At 55.1% G+C, this 18,770-nt stretch carries 15 protein-coding genes; 9 read left to right on the top strand and 6 right to left on the bottom strand.

Annotation, left to right across the window (positions count from 1 at the left end):
• Nucleotide 1: 1 nt before the first annotated feature.
• The 4 genes from J8X26_RS07460 to J8X26_RS07445 all read right to left on the bottom strand — a co-directional run bounded on the left by J8X26_RS07460 (nt 2) and on the right by J8X26_RS07445 (nt 5,012).
• Entirely contained in the window at nt 2–2,128 is a 2,127-nt protein-coding gene (locus J8X26_RS07460) for a S9 family peptidase (protein WP_208950562.1), read from the bottom strand.
• Nucleotides 2,129–2,201: 73 nt separating this feature from the next.
• Entirely contained in the window at nt 2,202–3,032 is an 831-nt protein-coding gene (locus tag J8X26_RS07455) for an energy transducer TonB (protein WP_208950561.1), read from the bottom strand.
• A gap of 128 nt (nt 3,033–3,160) precedes the next feature.
• Nucleotides 3,161–4,015 (bottom strand): ChaN family lipoprotein, encoded by an 855-nt coding sequence (locus tag J8X26_RS07450; protein ID WP_208950560.1) that lies wholly within the window; start codon nt 4,013–4,015, stop codon nt 3,161–3,163.
• A gap of 67 nt (nt 4,016–4,082) precedes the next feature.
• Nucleotides 4,083–5,012: a LysR family transcriptional regulator gene (locus J8X26_RS07445; RefSeq protein WP_208950559.1), complete on the bottom strand. Its 930-nt coding sequence runs from the start codon at nt 5,010–5,012 to the stop codon at nt 4,083–4,085.
• 135 nt (nt 5,013–5,147) lie between these two features.
• Here J8X26_RS07445 and lysA point away from each other — a divergent pair, with 135 nt between their 5' ends.
• Complete coding sequence (gene lysA / locus J8X26_RS07440; protein WP_208950558.1) at nt 5,148–6,407, top strand: diaminopimelate decarboxylase; 1,260 nt, start codon at nt 5,148–5,150, stop codon at nt 6,405–6,407.
• A gap of 80 nt (nt 6,408–6,487) precedes the next feature.
• Here the strand turns inward: lysA and J8X26_RS07435 are convergent, their stop codons facing one another.
• A complete protein-coding gene (locus J8X26_RS07435) occupies nt 6,488–6,808 on the bottom strand; it encodes a PTS lactose/cellobiose transporter subunit IIA (protein ID WP_152325444.1) in 321 nt (106 codons plus the stop codon).
• A 278-nt stretch (nt 6,809–7,086) separates the two neighbouring features.
• On the opposite strand from J8X26_RS07435, the gene J8X26_RS07430 reads away from it, so the two are divergent.
• The 5 genes from J8X26_RS07430 (at nt 7,087) to J8X26_RS07410 (ending at nt 11,516) form a co-directional block, all read left to right on the top strand.
• The gene (locus J8X26_RS07430; protein ID WP_208950557.1) at nt 7,087–8,430 is read left to right on the top strand and encodes a PTS sugar transporter subunit IIC; all 1,344 of its coding nucleotides are present in this window, start codon (nt 7,087–7,089) and stop codon (nt 8,428–8,430) included.
• Nucleotides 8,431–8,452: 22 nt separating this feature from the next.
• Nucleotides 8,453–9,889: a glycoside hydrolase family 1 protein gene (locus J8X26_RS07425; protein WP_165061735.1), complete on the top strand. Its 1,437-nt coding sequence runs from the start codon at nt 8,453–8,455 to the stop codon at nt 9,887–9,889.
• A 14-nt stretch (nt 9,890–9,903) separates the two neighbouring features.
• On the top strand, nt 9,904–10,221 hold the full coding sequence (locus J8X26_RS07420; protein ID WP_101079257.1) for a PTS sugar transporter subunit IIB: 318 nt from the start codon (nt 9,904–9,906) through the stop codon (nt 10,219–10,221).
• 69 nt (nt 10,222–10,290) lie between these two features.
• Nucleotides 10,291–11,064, top strand: a complete 774-nt coding sequence (locus J8X26_RS07415; RefSeq protein ID WP_152325445.1) for an FCD domain-containing protein — start codon at nt 10,291–10,293, stop codon at nt 11,062–11,064.
• A 2-nt stretch (nt 11,065–11,066) separates the two neighbouring features.
• Entirely contained in the window at nt 11,067–11,516 is a 450-nt protein-coding gene (locus J8X26_RS07410; protein WP_208950556.1) for a GNAT family N-acetyltransferase, read from the top strand.
• Here the strand turns inward: J8X26_RS07410 and galR are convergent.
• Nucleotides 11,513–12,517 (bottom strand): HTH-type transcriptional regulator GalR, encoded by a 1,005-nt coding sequence (gene galR / locus J8X26_RS07405; protein ID WP_152325427.1) that lies wholly within the window; start codon nt 12,515–12,517, stop codon nt 11,513–11,515. The two genes, J8X26_RS07410 and galR, sit on opposite strands and share 4 nt — an antisense overlap.
• Nucleotides 12,518–12,767: 250 nt before the next feature.
• On the opposite strand from galR, the gene J8X26_RS07400 reads away from it, so the two are divergent.
• The 3 genes from J8X26_RS07400 to lplT all read left to right on the top strand — a co-directional run bounded on the left by J8X26_RS07400 (nt 12,768) and on the right by lplT (nt 18,731).
• Nucleotides 12,768–15,038 carry a molybdopterin guanine dinucleotide-containing S/N-oxide reductase gene (locus J8X26_RS07400; protein ID WP_208950555.1) on the top strand — a complete coding sequence of 757 codons (2,271 nt, stop codon included), beginning with the start codon at nt 12,768–12,770 and terminating at the stop codon, nt 15,036–15,038.
• Between the two features lie 322 nt (nt 15,039–15,360).
• Nucleotides 15,361–17,526, top strand: coding sequence for a bifunctional acyl-ACP--phospholipid O-acyltransferase/long-chain-fatty-acid--ACP ligase (aas, locus tag J8X26_RS07395; protein WP_208950554.1), 2,166 nt, complete (start codon nt 15,361–15,363; stop codon nt 17,524–17,526).
• Complete coding sequence (lplT, locus tag J8X26_RS07390) at nt 17,523–18,731, top strand: lysophospholipid transporter LplT (RefSeq protein WP_152325430.1); 1,209 nt, start codon at nt 17,523–17,525, stop codon at nt 18,729–18,731. Before aas ends, lplT begins: the two co-directional genes overlap by 4 nt.
• The last annotated feature ends 39 nt before the right edge of the window (nt 18,732–18,770 follow it).

Raw genomic sequence — 18,770 nt, 5'->3', positions numbered from 1 at the left:
ATTAAAAACGGAGACTGCGATTATTATTATTTTTGTCCATCTCAAGGATGAAACTGTATTCCTGCGCGGTATTTTTCAGGCGGTTCAGGCGGCCTGATTTCCCGCCATGCCCGGCGGCCATTTCGGTGGACAGTAAGATCAGGGAATTCCCCTGATTCATGGCGCGTAATCTGGCGACCCATTTCGCCGGTTCCCAGTAGGGCACTTGTGAGTCGTACAATCCGGCTGTCACAAACAGATTCGGATAAGCGACCGGTCGCACATTGTCGTAAGGGCTGTAGGATTTGATGGTCTGATAGGCGGCGGGCTGCGCCGGATTTCCCCACTCTTCGTACTCGCCTTCGGTGAGCGGTAACGTAGGGTCAGACATGGTGGTCAGCACATCGACGAAAGGCACCTGCGCCACGACCGCGTGAAACAGCGCCGGTGCCTGATTGATGACGGCACCCACCAGCAGACCGCCCGCGCTGCCGCCCTGAGCATATAAATGCCCCGGCTGGCCGAAACCTTTCTCCGCCAGCGCCTGCGTGGCATCAATAAAGTCATTGAAGGTATTCGGTTTTTTGTCAAGTTTCCCTTGCTGATACCACTGCTGGCCCAGCTCGCCGCCGCCGCGAACGTGGATCAGTGCGAACACAAAACCGCGATCCAGCAAGCTGACGCGGCTGGCGCTGAACGCCGGATCCATGCTCATGCCGTACGCGCCGTAGCCGTACGCCAGCAGCGGATTCCGGTCTTTCTCAAACAGCGATTTGCGGTACACCAGCGAAACCGGCACCTGCACGCCGTCGCGTGCGGTAATCATCAGCCGCTGACTGGCGTAATTCGCCGGATCAACGCCTTCGACCGGCTTTTGCTGCAACAGCGTGCGGGTACCGGTCGCCATGTCCCATTCATAAATCGTGGTTGGCGTGGTCATCGAGGAATAGCCGTAACGCAGCTTGTCGGTTTCCGGGCTGGGGTTGGAACCCAGCCACGCCATGTAACTTTCTTCATCGAACGGCACGGTTCGCGTTTTGTGGTCTTCCCGGCCAATCTGTTCGAGCTGCACACGTCCCTGACTGCGAATCTGCAATACCAGATGGCGGCGGAACAGGGCGAAGTTTTCCAGATCACGGTTATCGTCTGGCGCGATCAGCGTTTGCCACTGACCTGTGATGCGAGCCGTCTGATACAGACCGAAATGCGGGCTGTGCAGGTTGGAGCGGATGAAGAACTGGCCGCGGTAATGATCCAGATAATATTCAACGCCCGCACGACGTGGCGCGAAGCGCTGCGGAACCGCCAGCGGACTGGCGGCCGGGATCAGATGAACTTCAGACGACGTACTGCCGCTGCTGAGAATAATCAGGAAATCACCGGACGCCGAACGGGAAAGGCCGAGGTAAAATCCGCCATCTTTCTCTTCGTAAACCAGCGCGTCCTGCGCCACCGGTGTGCCGATTTTGTGGCGATAAACCTGATACGGCATCAGCGTTTGCGGGTGATTACGGATGTAAAACAGGTAATTTCCGTCGGCAGACCACGCCATACTTCCCGAGGTATTGTGCAGTACGTCGTTTTGCCAGCGGCCGGTGGTGAGATTGCGCAGGCTGACGGCAAACTGGCGACGCCCCTGCGTATCTTCGGCAATGGCCATCTGCTGATTATCCTGACTGATTTCCAGCCCGCCAAACTGATAAAACTTTTTGCCCGCCGCACGCTGGCTGGCATCGGCCAGCGTCTGCCAGACGGTATTTCCACCAACCGGCTGACGCAGATATTGTGCGTAATCCTGGCCCGGCAAATAACGCTGCTGATAGCGATAACCGCGTAATTCGTAGGGCACGGATTCGGTGTGTTCGCCCTGACGCAGGCGCATTTCCTGATACAGCGTGTTGGTCAAATCTGACCAGCGCGACATGACCTGCGCGCTGTACTGGTTCTCCGCACGCAGATAATTCAGGACCTCAGGAACCTGCCGGGAATCGTCGCGCAGCCAGTAATAATTGTCCGTCCGGCGCTCCGTTGCACTGCTCAAAATATGCGGATGTATTTCAGCGACCGGCGGCTGGAATTCAGCAGTTGCCGTCGCGCAGAAAAAGAGAGTCCCCGCCAGTAACAGCGTAATAAAACGTGAAAAAGTCATAGTGGCCCGATGATATTGAAAAAAATAAATCTTCCCTGAAAGACTCAGGAATAAAGGTATTAACCGTTTGGTTTTACGACTTCCGGCTGCTGCCGTCGCTGAGTGAGAATTCAAGCGGCATACTGACCGGCACTTGTCCGGCCTTCAGCATATCGCCCGGCGGTGGCGGCAACGGGCTGGCGCGTTGCAAAACAGCCAGCGCTTCGCGATCCATCGACATCGTGCCGGAAGATTTCAGCAGGCGGCTGCTGACAATTTCTCCCCGCGCATCCACGACAAACGCCACCTGTGCGACACCCGTCCGGTGGCGCGCAATCGCATCCTGCGGATATTTTTTCAGGCGATTGAGCTGCACCTTCACCCGGGTTTCCCATGTCACTTTCGCGCTGGCGGACTGCGTAGAATCGCTGTTCATCGGTGCGGCGATTTTGTCGGAAAGGTTTGCGGTTGCCGGTGGCGCGGCAGCACTGGCAGCGGAAGCGCGGGTTTGATCCTGCGAGCGCTCCTGCGTTTTCTGTACCGGTTTCGGGCGTTTTTGCTGTTCTTTCGGTTTCTTATGCTGCTGAACCAGTTTGATTTCCGCGCTTTCATTGACCGGCGGCGTGATGTTTTTTTGCTGCTGCTGCACGGCTTCCTGCTGGCTGGACGCAGCCGAATCCACCGCCTGCACAATGCCTACCGGCAGCGGTTTAGTCAGTTGGTTATTTTCGATATCAGCGGAAAACGTCAGCATGACGGCGGGAGGCGGCAGTTCGACAGGTGGCGGTACGGGCGCGGACCACAGGAAAAATGCGGCCAGCGCGACGTGAAGCGTCACTGATAAGAGAAAGCCGAGACTCCGGCGCTGAGGGCGGAAGACAAACGCCGCAGCAGCCGGAGAGCCGGAAGGAGAGTAAGTAGTCATTTAGTCCATTAAAATGATAATGAGATTCAATATTATTTGATAATAGTAATCATTTGTAATGGGTCTTAACAAGAAACTTTCGATTCCTCCACAATTTAATTTCAATGGTCACAATAAATCAGGGGTTATCAGGGCGCGGATTTCGCCGCCACGGCTGCCGTCGTCCAGACAAAATCGGCCTGTGATTTATCAATCACTATGCCTTTTTCGGCCAGTATCAGAACGGTGACAGACGCCTGAGGATCCAGATCCTGAATATGCACCGGCACGCCGATACTTTTTCCGGCGTGATAGCCCCCGGCAATCAGCAATGCGGGCGCAGGCGCGGCCAGCAGACGCTCAGCCATGCGGCGATCGCGTTGTTGCTGAATGGCGAGCATCGCATGTAACTGCTTTGCATCGATATTTTGCTGATGGGAAGTGCGGATGGTGTCGCTGATGGCATCACGAACCCGCGGATCCGCCGCGTGAACGCCTGCCGGGAAGACGGGTTTTTCGTAAAATGCCATGATTTCACTGCGATCCAGATTGGCGGAAAGCAGCGGATACGGCGCTTTTATCGCGGTCATCACCACATCGCCGTACATCGTCCAGTCCCAGCTTTTCTGCCAGTTAATCAGCTCTGCAACCCGGGCAGGCCGCGCTTGCGCGCCGGTTTGCAGCCAGGCTTTTACCTGATCGACTTTCGGCTGCTGATCCGGCGTCAGCATTTCCATCAGCACGCTGCCCTGCGGGCGGATCTCCGGCAGGCTCTGAACCAGCCAGTTTTCAATCTGATGATGCGCGGGGTTGTCATGTTTTTCGCCGACGATGACCCCTGGCGCGGCGGCAAGCTGGCGGAGCAGCTGATCCGGCGTCAGCGTTTTTCCGGTGCGTAAATCCTGAATCTGGCCTGAAGGCGCGGTGGCGGGAACGGCGGTATTGTGCGGTGCGGTCGAGCAGGCGGTCAGTGCAAGCGTGGCCAGAAGTAACAGCTTTTTCATTGGGATCCTCATTTTCCATAGCGGGACAGTGCCCGCATGTTATGGATAATGATTATCATTTACAAGATCAGCCGCCGACGACCACCTCCAGGTGTTCTGCGAACCGTTGTGCCTGCTGATGACAATGTTCGGTAAACGTCGTGACCAGCGCGGAAGCAGGCCGGTGCAGCGGTTTGATCAGGCTGACCGTAAACGGCACGGCGACGCTGAATTCGCGGATCACCACGCCGTGGTCGCGTTCGGCATAATCCAGCGCCGTCAGCGGATTGACCACTGACACGCCCGCGCCTTCGCGCACCATGCTGCATACCGACGCGGCACTGTGTGTTTCCATCACCAGCCGCCGGGTGACCTGCTGCTCGGCGAACAGCGTATCCAGTAACTGCCGGTAGCTGTCGGTGGCCGACAAACTGATAAAGTTCAGGCCGCTGAAATCCTGCGGTGTCAGGCGCTTTTTCGCCGCCAGCGGATGACCTGCGGGCAGGACGCAAACTTCGTTGAGCGTCATCAGCGTCTGGCGTTCAGTACCGGCGGGCGTCTGGGTATTTTCCGTCAGACCCAGATCATGGCGCTGCGCCGACAGCCACTCTTCAAGCAGCGGCGATTCCTGTGGCACGATGTTAAAACTGACGTCAGGATACTTGTCGAGAAACGGCTTACAGACCGCCGGTAACAGCGACTGGCTGAAAACCGGCAGACAGGCAATAGACAGCTGCGCCTGCTCAAACTGGCGGATCCCTTCCGCTGCGCTGATAATCCGGTCCAGCCCGTAATACGATCTCTGCACTTCTTCAAACAGCCGCAAACCCTGCACCGTCGGGTATAAACGCCCGCGCAGGCGTTCGAACAACTGCAAATCCAGCAGCTTTTCACAGCGCGCCAGCTCGCGGCTGACCGTTGGCTGTGAAGTATTGAGCAGCGCAGCGGCTTCGGTCAGGTTGCCGGTGGTCATCACGGCATGAAAGATTTCGATGTGGCGCAAGGAGAGAGCGGGCATGAGTTTATCGCATTCCGGCAAGGCATTTATCCATATCATAAATGAATAGACTGGCCTGAAATAGATATTTTATCGCTGCTTCATCTGCCGTCATACTTAACGAAATATGACAGCCTTCATCTGACGGAAAATCTTATGCCCCGCGCCCTGAACGATACGTCCACTGCACTTAACGCCGCGAATTTGCTGGCGCTTGTGCAACAATTTGGTTGCCCGGTCTGGGCGTATGACGCTGAAATCATTAAGCAACGTATTGCACAGTTACGTGAATTTGATGTGATCCGCTTTGCGCAAAAAGCCTGTTCGAATATTCATATTCTTCGCCTGATGCGCGAGCAGGGCGTGAAGGTGGATTCGGTATCGCTGGGCGAAATAGAACGTGCGCTGGTGGCCGGTTTTATTCCGGGGCGTGAAAACAGTGAAATCGTGTTTACCGCCGATGTGCTGGATCAGCCGACGCTGGAACGTGTGACGGCACTGGATATCCCGGTAAACGCCGGTTCCATTGATATGCTCAGTCAGATTGGTCAGCACAAAGCCGGGCATCCGGTGTGGCTGCGCGTGAATCCGGGCTTCGGCCACGGTCACAGCCAGAAAACCAATACCGGCGGTGAGAACAGCAAACACGGGATCTGGCATGCCGATTTACCGCAGGCGCTGGCTGAAATTACCCGTTACGGCCTGAAACTGGTGGGCATTCATATGCACATTGGTTCCGGCGTGGATTACGGCCATCTTGAGCAGGTTTGTGATGCGATGGTTCGCCAGGTCATTGAAACCGGACAAGATATTGAAGCGATTTCAGCGGGCGGCGGATTGTCGATTCCTTATCATTTTGACGAAGAATCTATCGATACCGGCCACTATTTTGGTTTGTGGAACCGTGCGCGTGAGCAGATTGCGGCACACCTCGGACATGAAGTGAAACTGGAAATCGAACCGGGGCGTTTCCTGGTGGCGGAATCCGGCGTGCTGGTGGCGCAAATCCGTGCGGTGAAAAACATGGGCAGCCGCCATTTCGTGTTGTGCGACGCCGGGTTTAACGACCTGATGCGTCCGGCGATGTACGGCAGTTATCACCATATTTCGCTGTTACCGGCAGATGGCCGCGACCTCAGCGGTCAGGCGCTGACGGAATCCGTGATTGCCGGGCCTTTGTGTGAATCCGGTGACGTTTTTACCCAGCAGGCAGGCGGCGGCGTTGAAACCTTCCCGCTCCCACCGTTGCAGATTGGCGATTATCTGGTGTTCCACGATACCGGTGCCTATGGCGCATCGATGTCTTCTAACTACAACACCCGTCCGCTGCTGCCGGAAGTACTGTTCGAAAATGGCGTCCCGCGGCTGATTCGTCGCAGGCAGACGGTGGAAGAGTTAATCGCTTTAGAGCTGTAAGCTCAGCTCCTCCCCCTGCGAAAGGGGGAGGAGCTGAACGAGTTCTCTGTACTTTTTCGCAGGGGAGTTTCGTGTTGAATTTACTGTTTTTCAAACATCTCTTTCCTCAGTAACACGATTTCTTCGGCCAGTTCGCGGCACAGCATGGCGGTCATCAGATGATCCTGCGAATGCACCATAATCAGATTTACCGGTATTTTTCCCACGCCTTCATCCAGCCCGATCAGCTGCGTCTGCACTTTGTGAGCGACGCGCGCCGCATCGTCTGAGGCTTTCAGCATGGCATCCGCCTGCTCCCATTCCTTTTTGCGGGCGTGCTGAATCGCCATCATCGCGTTAGAACGCGCTTCCCCGGCGTTGATCAATAACTCCATTACCGTTTGTTCCAGATCGAATTCCATCGACATCTCCAAAATTGGTATACCAGAAAGGGGTGAATTCATCATATTGGAATTCCAATATTCACATGTGAGAACGCTGTCACAGAAATTAATTCGTATTCCGCTATTTTTTGGCATGCCACATTAAGACAATAATGACCCAAAAGATGGACGGAATTTCTCTCAGAACCGGAATCTGACTTTATATTCGCACTCAACCTTTATCCTCTGATACGTCAAAAGGTCAATGCGAAACAAACACCTGTAAAGCAAAACACAATATTAAAAGAGGTGGTGTCATGTCACTGAAAGACCGTTTTATCGATTCTCTCGGGGGATTCGCGAATACTTTTAATAGCCTCAGATACATCATGGCTATTAAGGCTTCTTTTATCACGTTAATGCCGGTCATTATCGTGGGGGCATTCTCAGTTTTAATTTCAAATATGGTGATGGATCCGAAAAACGGATTAGCCCACTTTGAAATGTTCTCCTGGCTGGCGGCGCTCAAACCGATTATGAGCAGTATTAACTATGCCACGCTGAGTTTCCTGACCATCGGCGCGGTATTTTTAATTGGTATTGAACTGGGCAAAATTAACGGCTCGCGTTCGTTATTTCCCGGCCTGCTGGCGGTGATTTGTTTTATTGCCGTCACGCCGACGACCGTCGATATGATGGTCAACGGCCAGATGCAGGAAGTGAAAGACGTGCTGGCGAAACAATTCTCCGACACCAAAAGCCTGTTCCTTGGCATGTTTATTGCCATTCTCTCGGTGGAAATATATTCCCGCCTGGAAAAGGTTAACGGCCTGCGGATTAAAATGCCGGAAAGTGTGCCGCCGAACGTTTCCGCGTCGTTCTCCGCACTGATCCCCGCGATTATTACCGTGGTTATCGTCGCCACATTCGGCTTCGTTTTCCATCGCGTGACCGGCATGTATTTGTACGACGCGGTGTATCAGGTGATCCAGCGTCCGCTGGAATCGGTGATGCAAAGCCTGCCGGGCATTCTGCTGCTGATGTTTGTCGCGCAACTGTTCTGGGTCATTGGTATTCACGGCAATCAGATGATCAAACCCATCCGTGAGCCGCTGCTGCTGGGCGCGATCATGGTGAACATGACGGCGTTCGAGCAGGGACATGAAGTGCCGAACATCATCACCATGCCGTTCTGGGATGTGTACATGAGCATCGGCGGCTCGGGCTGCACTATCGGGCTTTTGCTGGCGGTCATGCTGGGAACGCGCCGCAAAGAAATGCGCGAAATCGCCAAATTATCCATGGGGCCGGGCTTCTTCAACATCAATGAACCGGTGATTTTCGGCATGCCGATCATGCTCAACCCGATTCTGGCGATCCCGTTCATCATCACGCCGCTCATCACCGGCACTATCGGGTATTTTGCGACCAGCCTGGGTTTTGCCGGACGTGCCGTGGTCATGGTGCCGTGGACCACGCCGCCCATCATCAACGCCTGGCTGTCTACCGCCGGTTCGATGGGCGCGGTGATTACCCAAATTGGCTGCATCGTGGTGGCGGTGCTGATTTATCTGCCGTTCGTCAAAGTGGCTTCGCGCCGTGCAGAACAGGCGCAGATTGACGCTATCGCGCAGCAGCAAAAACGCGCTGCAACGGCCTGAATCCGGGACAACGAGGAAAATTATGAGCAAAGTTTCAATCACCATTCCTGACGGGTTTATTCTCGGTGCGGCGGCTTCTGCGTGGCAAACCGAAGGCTGGAGTGGCAAAAAGGACGGGCAGGATTCGTATCTGGATCTCTGGTACAAAAACAACCGCCACGTCTGGCACAACGGCTACGGCCCGGCGAAAGCCACTGATTTCATTAACCGTTATAAAGAAGATGTGGCGCTGATGAAGGCCAGCGGGCTGACGCATTACCGCACCTCAGTTAACTGGTCGCGCTTTTTCACCGACTACGAACTGGGTACGGTTGATGAGGAATATGCGGCGTACATCGGCAATCTTCTGGATGAGATGAAGCGTAACGGCATTGAGCCGATGCTGTGCCTCGAACACTACGAATTACCGGCGTATCTGCTTGAAAAATATGACGGCTGGGGCTCGAAAAAAGTCGTTGAGCTTTTTGTCCTGTACGCGGATAAAGTGCTTGAGCGCTTCGCCGGGAAGGTCAGCCGCTGGTTCACTTTCAACGAGCCGGTAGTGGTGCAAACCCGCGTGTATCTGGACGCAATCCGCTGGCCTTTCGAGCAGAACACCGGTAAATGGATGCAGTGGAATCATCACAAAGTGCTGGCAACCGCCAAAGTCGTCGAGCTGTTTCACCGTAAAGGTTACGGTTCGCACGGCACGATGGGCGTGATTTTAAACCCGGAAGTGACGTACGCCCGTTCAGCGGCGGCGCACGATCAGAAGGCGGCGCATTTATACGATTTATTCTATAACCGCGTATTTTTAGACCCGATGATTAAAGGCGAATACCCGCAGGAATTGCTCGATTTGCTGCAAAAGCACCACGTGCAGTTTGATTATTCAGAGCAGGAACTGGCGGTTATCCGTAATAACACGGTGGACGAAGTGGGCATTAATCTGTATTACCCGCACCGTGTTAAAGCCCCGTCCCGTGAATGGAATAAAGAGACGCCATTCCATCCCGCGTTTTACTACGAACATTTTGAACTGCCGGGCCGCAGGATGAATAAATCCCGTGGCTGGGAAATTTACCCGAAAATTGTTTATGACTTTGCAATGCGCATTAAAACGGAATACGGAAATATTCCATGGTTTATTGCTGAGAACGGAATGGGCATTGAAAATGAAGGCCAGTTCCGTGATGCCAGCAGCGGAGAAATTCAGGACGATTATCGTATTGAATTTATTGCCGAACATCTTTACTGGACATTAAAGGCGCGGGAAGACGGTGCAAATTGTCAGGGATATATGCTCTGGGCTTTTACCGATAACGTCTCGCCGATGAATGCTTTTAAAAACCGTTACGGGCTGATCGAGATTGATCTTGATAACAACCGTGATCGCCGTCAGAAGAAATCATCTCACTGGTTTAAATCGCTGAGTGAAAGTGGTGTGTTGTCTTTAACACTGGACGATGAAGATAAATAACCCGAGGAAACATTATGAAACGACTCGTTTTAGCTTGTTCGGCAGGGATGTCCACTTCCCTTGTGGTCACCAAAATGGAAAAAGAAGCGGCAGCCCGCGGGCTGGAATTTAAGATTTACGCCATCCCGGAAAATAATCTGCGCGACGAACTTGAGGCCTACGGACGTGACATTCAGGTTGTGCTGTTAGGGCCGCAGGTGCGGTTCAAACTGGCGGAAAATAAAAAGCTGACGGATGAACACAACATTCCCATCGCCGTGATCGACATGGTGGCATACGGAACCCTGAACGGCGCCAAAGTGCTGGATCAGGCATTAAGTTTGATACACTGACCCTTCAGCGTAGGTCCATTGGCTCCGTCTTTGGAGCCAATTTGTCAGTCTTTGCATCAGGGTGAATGTGTGGATAAAGGTGTGGTTTCGCAGGACAGAAAGCAGTATCAGGAAATCGGGCACGACCTGCGCGAGCAAATCAAGCAGGGGCATTTCGCTGTGGGTTCCCGCCTGCCGCCTGAACGAAATATGGCTGAAACCTACGGCGTCAGCCGGACTATCGTGCGTGAAGCTCTGCTGATGCTGGAACTCGAAGGCACGGTGGATATCCGCCAGGGCTCCGGCGTTTACGTGATCCGCATTCCTTCGCAGGAAGAGGGCGAAGACGAACTGATGTATCAGGGGCAGATTGGCCCGTTTGAAATTTTACAGGCGCGGCAGTTGCTCGAAAGTAATATTGCCGCGTTTGCCGCCAAAATGGCGACCAAAGCGGATATCGAAAACCTGCGCCGCACGCTGGAGCAGGAACAAATCGCGATTGTTGCCAATGACGAAAGTGGCGATAACGACCGCCTTTTTCACCTGCTGATCGCCGGTGCCACGCAGAACCAGATGCTGCTCGATTCCGTCAAAAATATCTGGATGCATCGCGATTCCAGCCCGCTCTGGAAACAATTACACAGCCACATCGCCACGCGCGGTTACCGGCTGAAATGGCTGGCAGATCATCAGAATATTTTGGCCGCACTGCGCCGCCGCGACGTGATGGGTTCGTATCAGGCCATGTGGCAGCACATGGAAAATGTGAAGAACACGCTGATGGAACTTTCCGATGTTGATGCGCCGGAGTTCGACGGTTATCTCTTTGAATCTGTGCCGATTTTTCAGGGGAAACTGGTCTGAGTATGAAGATCATCAATCTCAGCGAACGCCCGGAATTTCAGGAAACCGTCACGGACTGGCTGTGGAAAGCGTTTGGCAGTGAAAACAGCCGGGCGTTTTTTGAAAGCGTCGTGCAAAGCAGCCTGCGCGGTGCGGATTTGCCACAAACCTTTATCGCGCTCGAGGGCGATACGCTGGCGGGAACCGTCGGGTTATGGCGCTGCGATTTAATCAGCCGTCAGGATCTCACACCTTGGCTGGCGGCGCTGTACGTTGATGAAGGTTACAGATCGCACGGGTTAGGGCAGGAATTGCAGGCTTTCGTGCTGGAGCACAGCCGCCGCAGCGGCTTTTCCGAGCTCTATCTCTACGCTGAATTTACCGGCTACTACGAACGTTTTGGCTGGAAATACATCGGCGATGCGCTGGATTACCCTGACAAACCTGTCCGCGTTTACCAGCAATTCCTTTAATTCCCCGGAGAACTCACCGAGTGACGGCGCACCAGCGTCGGGCTGAACATGTGAGTGGTTTCGGGCAGCGGCTGGCCGTTTGCCAGCGCTAACGCCAGCTGCGCAGCCTGATTCGCCATCGCGACAACCGGATAACGCACCGTGGTCAGACGCGGGCGCAGATACCGCGAAATCAGCACGTCATCAAACCCGATCAGAGAAATTTCCCCCGGCACATCAATGCTGTTATCGCTTAATACCGAAAGCGCACCGGCAGCCATCGGGTCGTTGTAACAGGTCACGGCGGTAAAGCTTTTGCCTAATCCCAGTAAGTCCGCCATCGCTTTTTCGCCGCCGATTTCATCGGGTTCGGCGTAGGCAATCAGTTTGTCATCGACAGGAATATTGTGTTCGGTCAGCGCGTCAATGTAGCCCTGAAGACGGTCGCTGGCATCTGAAATGCCGTGGTTGGAACACAAAATGGCGATGCGCTGATGCCCTGCCTGAATCAGATGGCGGGTTGCCAGCCATGAACCGTAGCGGTCATCAAGCGCAATGCAGCGCTCCTCGAAACCGGGCAGCGTGCGGTTGATCAGCACCATGCCGGGAATTTGCTGCATCAGGCTGGTCAGTTCATCTTCAGGCAGCATTTTGGCGTGGACCACCAGCGCCGCACAGCGGTGACGGATCAGCTGTTCGATGGCCTGACGCTCTTTTTCCACGTTGTGATAACCGTTACCAATCAGCAGAAAATTGCCGGTCGCATATGCCACCTGTTCGACGGCTTTTACCATCGCGCCAAAAAAAGGATCGGACACGTCGGCCACAATCAGGCCCAGGGTTTCGGTAGCCTGTTGCGCCAGTGCGCGGGCGTTGGCATTCGGATGATATTGCAGATGCTGCATGGCGTTCTGAACGGCTTCCCGCGAGCTTTCACTGGCTTTCGGAGAATGATTTATCACGCGTGAAACGGTCGCAACCGATACGCCTGCCAGTTTTGCTACATCCTTAATCGTTGCCATAACACTTCCGCTATTCCGTGAGGGTAATCGTTTACACTGCCCAGTTTTGCGGAAAAGACCGGTGGCTGCAAGGATGTCGATCGCAACTTTTCGATGCAAGACGCATGTAACGGGAAAAGAATGCCGTCTTTAACGGAAATCACAGCCTGAAAGGGCCGAAATGGGTTTGATTAAGATGATTTGTTCTTTGAACTGAGAACGGCGCGAATGTTATTTTTAATGCTATTCACCCGCGCTGAGAAAAAGAAAAATGTCGATAAAACGTTACCCGCAACTGTCTCACTGGGGCGCGTATACCGCCGTGGTGGAAGATGGCCTCCTGATCCGCTGCGAGCCTTATTCCGCCGATGCTGACCCTTCGCCTTTACTCGATTCGATTGCGCCGCTGGTGTATTCGGAAAAACGCATCCGCAAACCGGCGGTGCGTCGTTCCTGGCTGCAAAAACGCGAAAACAGTGATCGCTCGCTGCGCGGGCGTGAAGATTTTGTCGAAGTGGACTGGGATCTGGCGCTGGATCTGGTCGCTGAAGAGAATAAACGCGTGCGCGACCGCTACGGCGCATCCGGGATTTTCAACGGTTCTTACGGCTGGTCTTCTGCGGGGCGTTTACACCATGCCCGTTCGCTGGTGCGCCGTTTTTATTTCACCGGCGGCGGCGGTGTGGATCAGCAGGGCAATTACAGCTGGGGCTCGGCGCAGTTTTTCCTGCCGTATGTGATTGGTACATTTACGCCACTGACCGGGCGCGTCACGTCGTGGCCGAGCGTGGTGGAGCATGCGGAAATCCTGCTTGCCTTCGGCGGTCTGGCGCTGAAAAACGCGCAAGTGGCGTCCGGCGGCGCGGTGGAACATACGCTGAAACCGGCGCTGGAACAGCTGGCAAAAAAAGGCACGCGGGTGATTAACATCAGCCCGATGCGCGATGACTGCCCGGCGTTTGTGAATGCCGAGTGGATCCCGAACCGCCCGAACACTGACGCAGCGCTGATGATGGCGATCGCGTATGAGATCCAGCGCAAGGATGCACAGGACGATGCGTTTCTGGCCAGCCACTGCGTGGGTTATCCGCAGCTCGCGGCGTACCTGCGCGGTGATACTGACGGCGTGGCGAAAACGCCGGAGTGGGCGAGCCACATTACCGGTATTCCGGCTGAACGTATTGCGCGGCTGGCCGACGATCTGATCGGCGTCCGCAGCTTTATTACCTGTTCTTATTCCGTGCAGCGCGCCCATCGCGGCGAACAGCCGTACTGGATGATGATCGCCATTTCCGCCATGCTCGGGCAGGTCGGTTTGCCGGGCGGCGGCTTCTCGTTTGGTCACGGTTCGATGAACAGCGTCGGCAATCCGCGTTTTGACACGCCGGGCCCTGCCGTCAGCGCCGGGCCGAATCCTTCCGGTTTGTCGATTCCTGTTGCGCGCATCAGCGACATGTTGCTCAATCCGGGGCAGCCGTACGAATTCCAGGGCGAGACGCTGAATTATCCGGATATTCATCTGGTTCACTGGGCCGGCGGCAATCCGTTCCATCACCATCAGCAGCTTAACCGCCTGGTTGAAGGCTGGCAGAAACCGGACACGGTGATCGTGCAGGATAACGTCTGGACACCGGCAGCGCAGATGGCCGACATCGTGCTGCCTGCGACCACCTCGCTTGAGCGTAATGATATCGGCGGTTCTTCGCGTGACCGTTTCGTGCTGGCGATGCATCAGGCCGTCGCGCCACAGCATCAGGCACGTAACGATTTTGATATTTTCGCCGATATCGCCGACCGTCTCGGTTACCGCGAACAGTTCACGCAGGGGCGCAACGAAGATCAGTGGCTGCGCCATATTTACCGTCAGTGCGGTGAAGCGCAGAAAGGCACCGGCGTTGAATGGCCGGACTTTGAAACGTTCTGGGAACGCGGTTTTGTTGAATTACCGACGCCGGAGAAGGATTACATCTTCTTCGAAGAATTCCGCAAAAGCCCGCGCGCTAATCCGCTGGGCACGCACAGTGGAAAAATCGAGTTGTTCTCCGAAACCATCGCCGGATACGGTTACGAAGATTTCGCACCGCATCCGGAATGGCAGCCGCCGGTTGAGTGGCTGGGCGCAGAAACGGCCAAAGAGTGGCCGCTGCATCTGATTTCCATCCAGCCGAAAGACCGGTTGCATAGCCAGCTCGATCAGTCGCCGCTGGCGCAGTCGAACAAAACGGCCGGGAAAGAAACGCTGTTTATGCACCCTGAAGACGCGGCCAGCCGCCAGCTGAACGACGGCGACCGGGTGAAAGTGCATAACGCGCGCGGCAGCTGTCTGGCCGGGGTTTCGTTCAATGACGGCATTACGCGCGGCGTGGTGCTGATGTCCACCGGCGCCTGGTTTGATCCGGGCTTTGGCGGTAAATGGCAGGAAACCGAGCAGGCGGGAAATCCGAATGTGCTGACGCTGGATATCGGCACCTCGCGTCTGACGCAGGGGCCAAATGCAATGAGCTGCCTGGTCGAAGTAACGCAATCAGCATTAAATGATTAAAACCGGAGGCATTTTCACCACTCGTTACACTTTGCGGAATTATGTTTCGATTGCCTGCTGGCTGTGGTTCGTACAATCCAGCTAAATTGAACGTCCCAGAGGTATTGATTGGTGAATCATTAACGTGCTCTGCATGTTGATACCGATTAAATTTGCACCAACCTACGCGGATGCGTAGGTTTTTTTTTGTCTCAATTTTGCACGTCGTTAAGCAACCTCCGAAACTCTCTCCGACTGGCGTCTTTTACAACGGCTTATAGTATGCTGTTTCCCCAACCTTTTTCTTTCAAGATCAGGGATGACACATAAGGAGATGGCAAACATGTATAACTTTCTTTTCGCCGCGTTCAGGTGGCTGTTCCGCATAGCGTTCCGGGTGACGGTCACGCCGGCGAAATCCTCATTTGATTACCCGCGTTTATTGCTCACGCCCAACCATGTTTCTTTTATAGACGGCATGCTGCTGGTGCTTTTTCTGCCGGTCAAACCGGTGTTCGCGGTGTATTCCAACATTACTGATACCTGGTTTATGCGCTGGCTGAAGCCGTACGTGGACTTCATGCCGCTGGACCCGACCAAACCGATGGCGATTAAACACCTGATCCGCGAAGTGGAAAAAGGGCGTCCGGTGGTGGTTTTCCCGGAAGGGCGTATTACGGTCACCGGTTCATTAATGAAGATTTATGACGGTGCCGCTTTTGTCGCGGCGAAGTCACAGGCCACCGTGATCCCGATCCGCATTGACGGCGCAGAATTTACGCCGTTTGGTCGCCTGTTCGGCAGTTTCAAAATCCGCTGGTTCCCGAAAGTGACAATCAACGTTTTGCCGCCGGTGACGATCCCGATGCCGGAAGCCGCGCGTTCCCGCGACCGCCGCGTGCTGGCTGGTGAGCAATTGCATAAAGTGATGATGCAGGCGCGCATGGAAACCCGCGAGCCGGAAACGTTGTATCAGGCGTTTCTGTCGGCGCAAACCCGCTATGGCCGCCGCAAACCCTGCATCGCCGATGTTTCTTTCAAGGAAGATTCTTATCAGGGCCTGCTGAAAAAATCCCTCGGCGTCAGCCGTATCCTGCAACGGTTCACCCGCGAAGGGGAACACGTCGGGATGCTGCTGCCGAATGCCACGATCATGGCCGCAGCGCTGTTTGGCGCGTCGATGCGCAACCGTATTCCGGCGCTGCTCAACTACACAGCCGGTGCGAAAGGGCTGCAAAGCGCGATGAAAGCGGCGCAAATCAAAACGATCATTACGTCCCGCCAGTTCCTCGAAAAAGGCAAACTGACGCATCTGCCGGAGAATGTCCCGGAAGCTAACTGGGTTTATCTGGAAGATTTAAAAGATACCGTCTCGTTGCAGGACAAACTTTGGATCCTGCTCCACCTGATTTTCCCGCGTCGCGCAATGTTGCCACAGCAACCTGACGATGCCGCGCTGGTGCTGTTTACCTCCGGCTCCGAAGGCAATCCGAAAGGCGTGGTGCATTCCCATGCGAGCCTGCTGGCGAACGTTGAGCAAATCCGCACCGTGGCGGATTTCACCCCCCGCGACCGTTTCATGTCCTCCCTGCCGCTGTTCCATGCGTTCGGGCTGACCGTCGGTCTGTTAACGCCGATCATGACTGGCGCGCGCGTGTTCCTGTATCCGAGCCCGCTGCATTACCGCATTGTGCCGGAGCTGGTCTACGATCAGAACTGCAACGTGTTGTTCGGTACGTCCACCTTCCTCGGCAACTATGCCCGATTTGCACATCCTTATGATTTTGCCCGCTTGCGCTATGTCGTTGCTGGCGCGGAAAAACTGGCGGAAAGCACCAAGGAAATCTGGCAGAACAAATTCGGTATCCGCATTCTCGAAGGCTATGGCGTGACCGAATGTGCGCCGGTGGTGGCGATTAACGTGCCGATGGCCGCGAAAGTGAATACCGTCGGTCAGATTTTGCCGGGAATGGAATCACGTCTGATTAAAGTGCCGGGTATTGAAGAAGGCGGACGCCTGCAACTGCGTGGCCCGAACATCATGAAAGGCTATCTGCGGGTTGAAAATCCGGGCGTACTGGAAGCGCCACAGGCCGAAAACGCCGACGGCGAAATGCAGGCTGGCTGGTATGACACGGGGGATATCGTCACGCTGGATGACAAAGGTTTCTGCGCCATTCGTGGCCGCGTGAAGCGTTTTGCCAAGCTGGCCGGTGAAATGGTGTCGCTGGAAAGCGTCGAGCAACTTGCCATCAAAGCTTCACCGGATAAACAACATGCAGCGACGTCACGCAGCGACAGCAGCAAAGGCGAAGCATTGGTGCTGTTTACCACCGACCCGGAATTACGCCGTGATGCCCTGAGTAAAGCCGCCCGCGAATTGGGGCTGCCGGAACTCGCAGTGCCGCGCGATATTCGCGTGGTTAAAGCCTTGCCGTTGCTGGGCAGCGGTAAACCTGATTTTGTCACCCTGCGCCAGATGGCAGAAAACTCGGAGAGTGAGGCATGAGCCAACCTTCTATGGCGGCAGCGCCGCTGATGTCGAAAAGCATGACGGCGGTGATCGTCGCGCAGTTTCTGTCTGCGTTTGGCGATAACGCGCTGTTGTTTGCCGCGCTGGCGCTGATCAAACAACAGCTGTATCCCGACTGGAGCCAGCCGGTTTTACAGATGGCGTTTGTGGCGACGTACATTATTCTCGCGCCGTTTGTCGGGCAGTTCGCGGACAGCTTCTCGAAAGGCCGCGTAATGATGGTTGCCAACCTGCTCAAACTCGGCGGGGCGGCGGTGATTTGCGCCGGACTGAACCCGTTCCTCGGCTATACGCTGGTGGGGATTGGGGCGGCGGCGTATTCACCGGCCAAATACGGCATCTTGGGTGAAATCGCCAGCGGCGAGCAGCTGGTGAAAGCCAACGGCATGATGGAAGCCTCGACCATTGCGGCGATCCTTCTCGGATCGGTGGCCGGTGGCGCGCTGGCTGACTGGAGCATTCTGGCTGCGCTCGGTATCTGCGTGCTGGCTTATGGCGCGGCGGTCGCGGCGAACTGGTTTATTCCCAAGCTGACACCGGCGCGTCCGGGGCAGTCGTGGAATCCGGCCAAAATGACGCGGACGTTTTTCTTCGCCTGCAAAACCTTGTGGCAGGACGGCGAAACCCGCTTTTCGCTGGTCGGTACCAGCCTCTTCTGGGGCGCGGGTGTGACGCTGCGTTTCCTGCTGGTGCTGTGGGTGCCGGTGGCGCTCGGCATTACCGATAACAAAACGCCGACGCTTCTGAATGCGATGGTCGCCATCGGTATTGTGTTTGGTGCCGGTGCGGCTGCGAAACTCATACGCCTGGAAACAGTGAAACGCTGTCTTCCTGCGGGTGTCGCGATCGGGATTGCGGTCGTCGTATTCGCCCTGCAAACCAGCATGCTAAGTTCGTATATTGTGCTGGTGGTTGTCGGGATCCTCGGCGGTTTCTTCGTGGTTCCGCTGAACGCGCTGTTACAGCATCGCGGTAAAATTTCCGTCGGCGCCGGTAATGCAATTGCAGTGCAAAACCTCGGTGAGAACACGGCGATGTTGCTGATGCTTGGCTTGTATTCGCTGGTGGTGATGGCGGGTGCGCCGGTCGTGGCGATTGGTATCGGCTTCGGCGTGGTGTTTGCGCTGGCGATTACCGGGCTGTGGATCTGGAAGAATATGCAGAAACGTCGTCTGGCGTGATGTTGTTTTTATAACGATTTCGCAAAAACAAAAGGGCGC

Source organism: Rahnella sp. ChDrAdgB13 (genome assembly GCF_017655185.1).
GTDB lineage: Bacteria > Pseudomonadota > Gammaproteobacteria > Enterobacterales > Enterobacteriaceae > Rahnella > Rahnella contaminans.
Note: the sequence above shows the minus strand (reverse complement) of the source record. Positions and strands in the feature narration are given on the sequence as shown.

Coding starts and splice junctions, on each gene's coding strand:
- J8X26_RS07445 (WP_208950559.1), bottom strand. CDS start 5,012: ATGCCCGCTCTCTCCTTGCGCCACATCGAAATCTTTCATGCCGTGATG.
- J8X26_RS07430 (WP_208950557.1), top strand. CDS start 7,087: ATGTCACTGAAAGACCGTTTTATCGATTCTCTCGGGGGATTCGCGAAT.
- galR (WP_152325427.1), bottom strand. CDS start 12,517: ATGGCAACGATTAAGGATGTAGCAAAACTGGCAGGCGTATCGGTTGCG.
- J8X26_RS07410 (WP_208950556.1), top strand. CDS start 11,067: ATGAAGATCATCAATCTCAGCGAACGCCCGGAATTTCAGGAAACCGTC.
- J8X26_RS07450 (WP_208950560.1), bottom strand. CDS start 4,015: ATGAAAAAGCTGTTACTTCTGGCCACGCTTGCACTGACCGCCTGCTCG.
- lysA (WP_208950558.1), top strand. CDS start 5,148: ATGCCCCGCGCCCTGAACGATACGTCCACTGCACTTAACGCCGCGAAT.
- J8X26_RS07460 (WP_208950562.1), bottom strand. CDS start 2,128: ATGACTTTTTCACGTTTTATTACGCTGTTACTGGCGGGGACTCTCTTT.
- J8X26_RS07455 (WP_208950561.1), bottom strand. CDS start 3,032: ATGACTACTTACTCTCCTTCCGGCTCTCCGGCTGCTGCGGCGTTTGTC.
- J8X26_RS07435 (WP_152325444.1), bottom strand. CDS start 6,808: ATGGAATTCGATCTGGAACAAACGGTAATGGAGTTATTGATCAACGCC.
- J8X26_RS07420 (WP_101079257.1), top strand. CDS start 9,904: ATGAAACGACTCGTTTTAGCTTGTTCGGCAGGGATGTCCACTTCCCTT.
- aas (WP_208950554.1), top strand. CDS start 15,361: ATGTATAACTTTCTTTTCGCCGCGTTCAGGTGGCTGTTCCGCATAGCG.
- J8X26_RS07425 (WP_165061735.1), top strand. CDS start 8,453: ATGAGCAAAGTTTCAATCACCATTCCTGACGGGTTTATTCTCGGTGCG.
- lplT (WP_152325430.1), top strand. CDS start 17,523: ATGAGCCAACCTTCTATGGCGGCAGCGCCGCTGATGTCGAAAAGCATG.
- J8X26_RS07400 (WP_208950555.1), top strand. CDS start 12,768: ATGTCGATAAAACGTTACCCGCAACTGTCTCACTGGGGCGCGTATACC.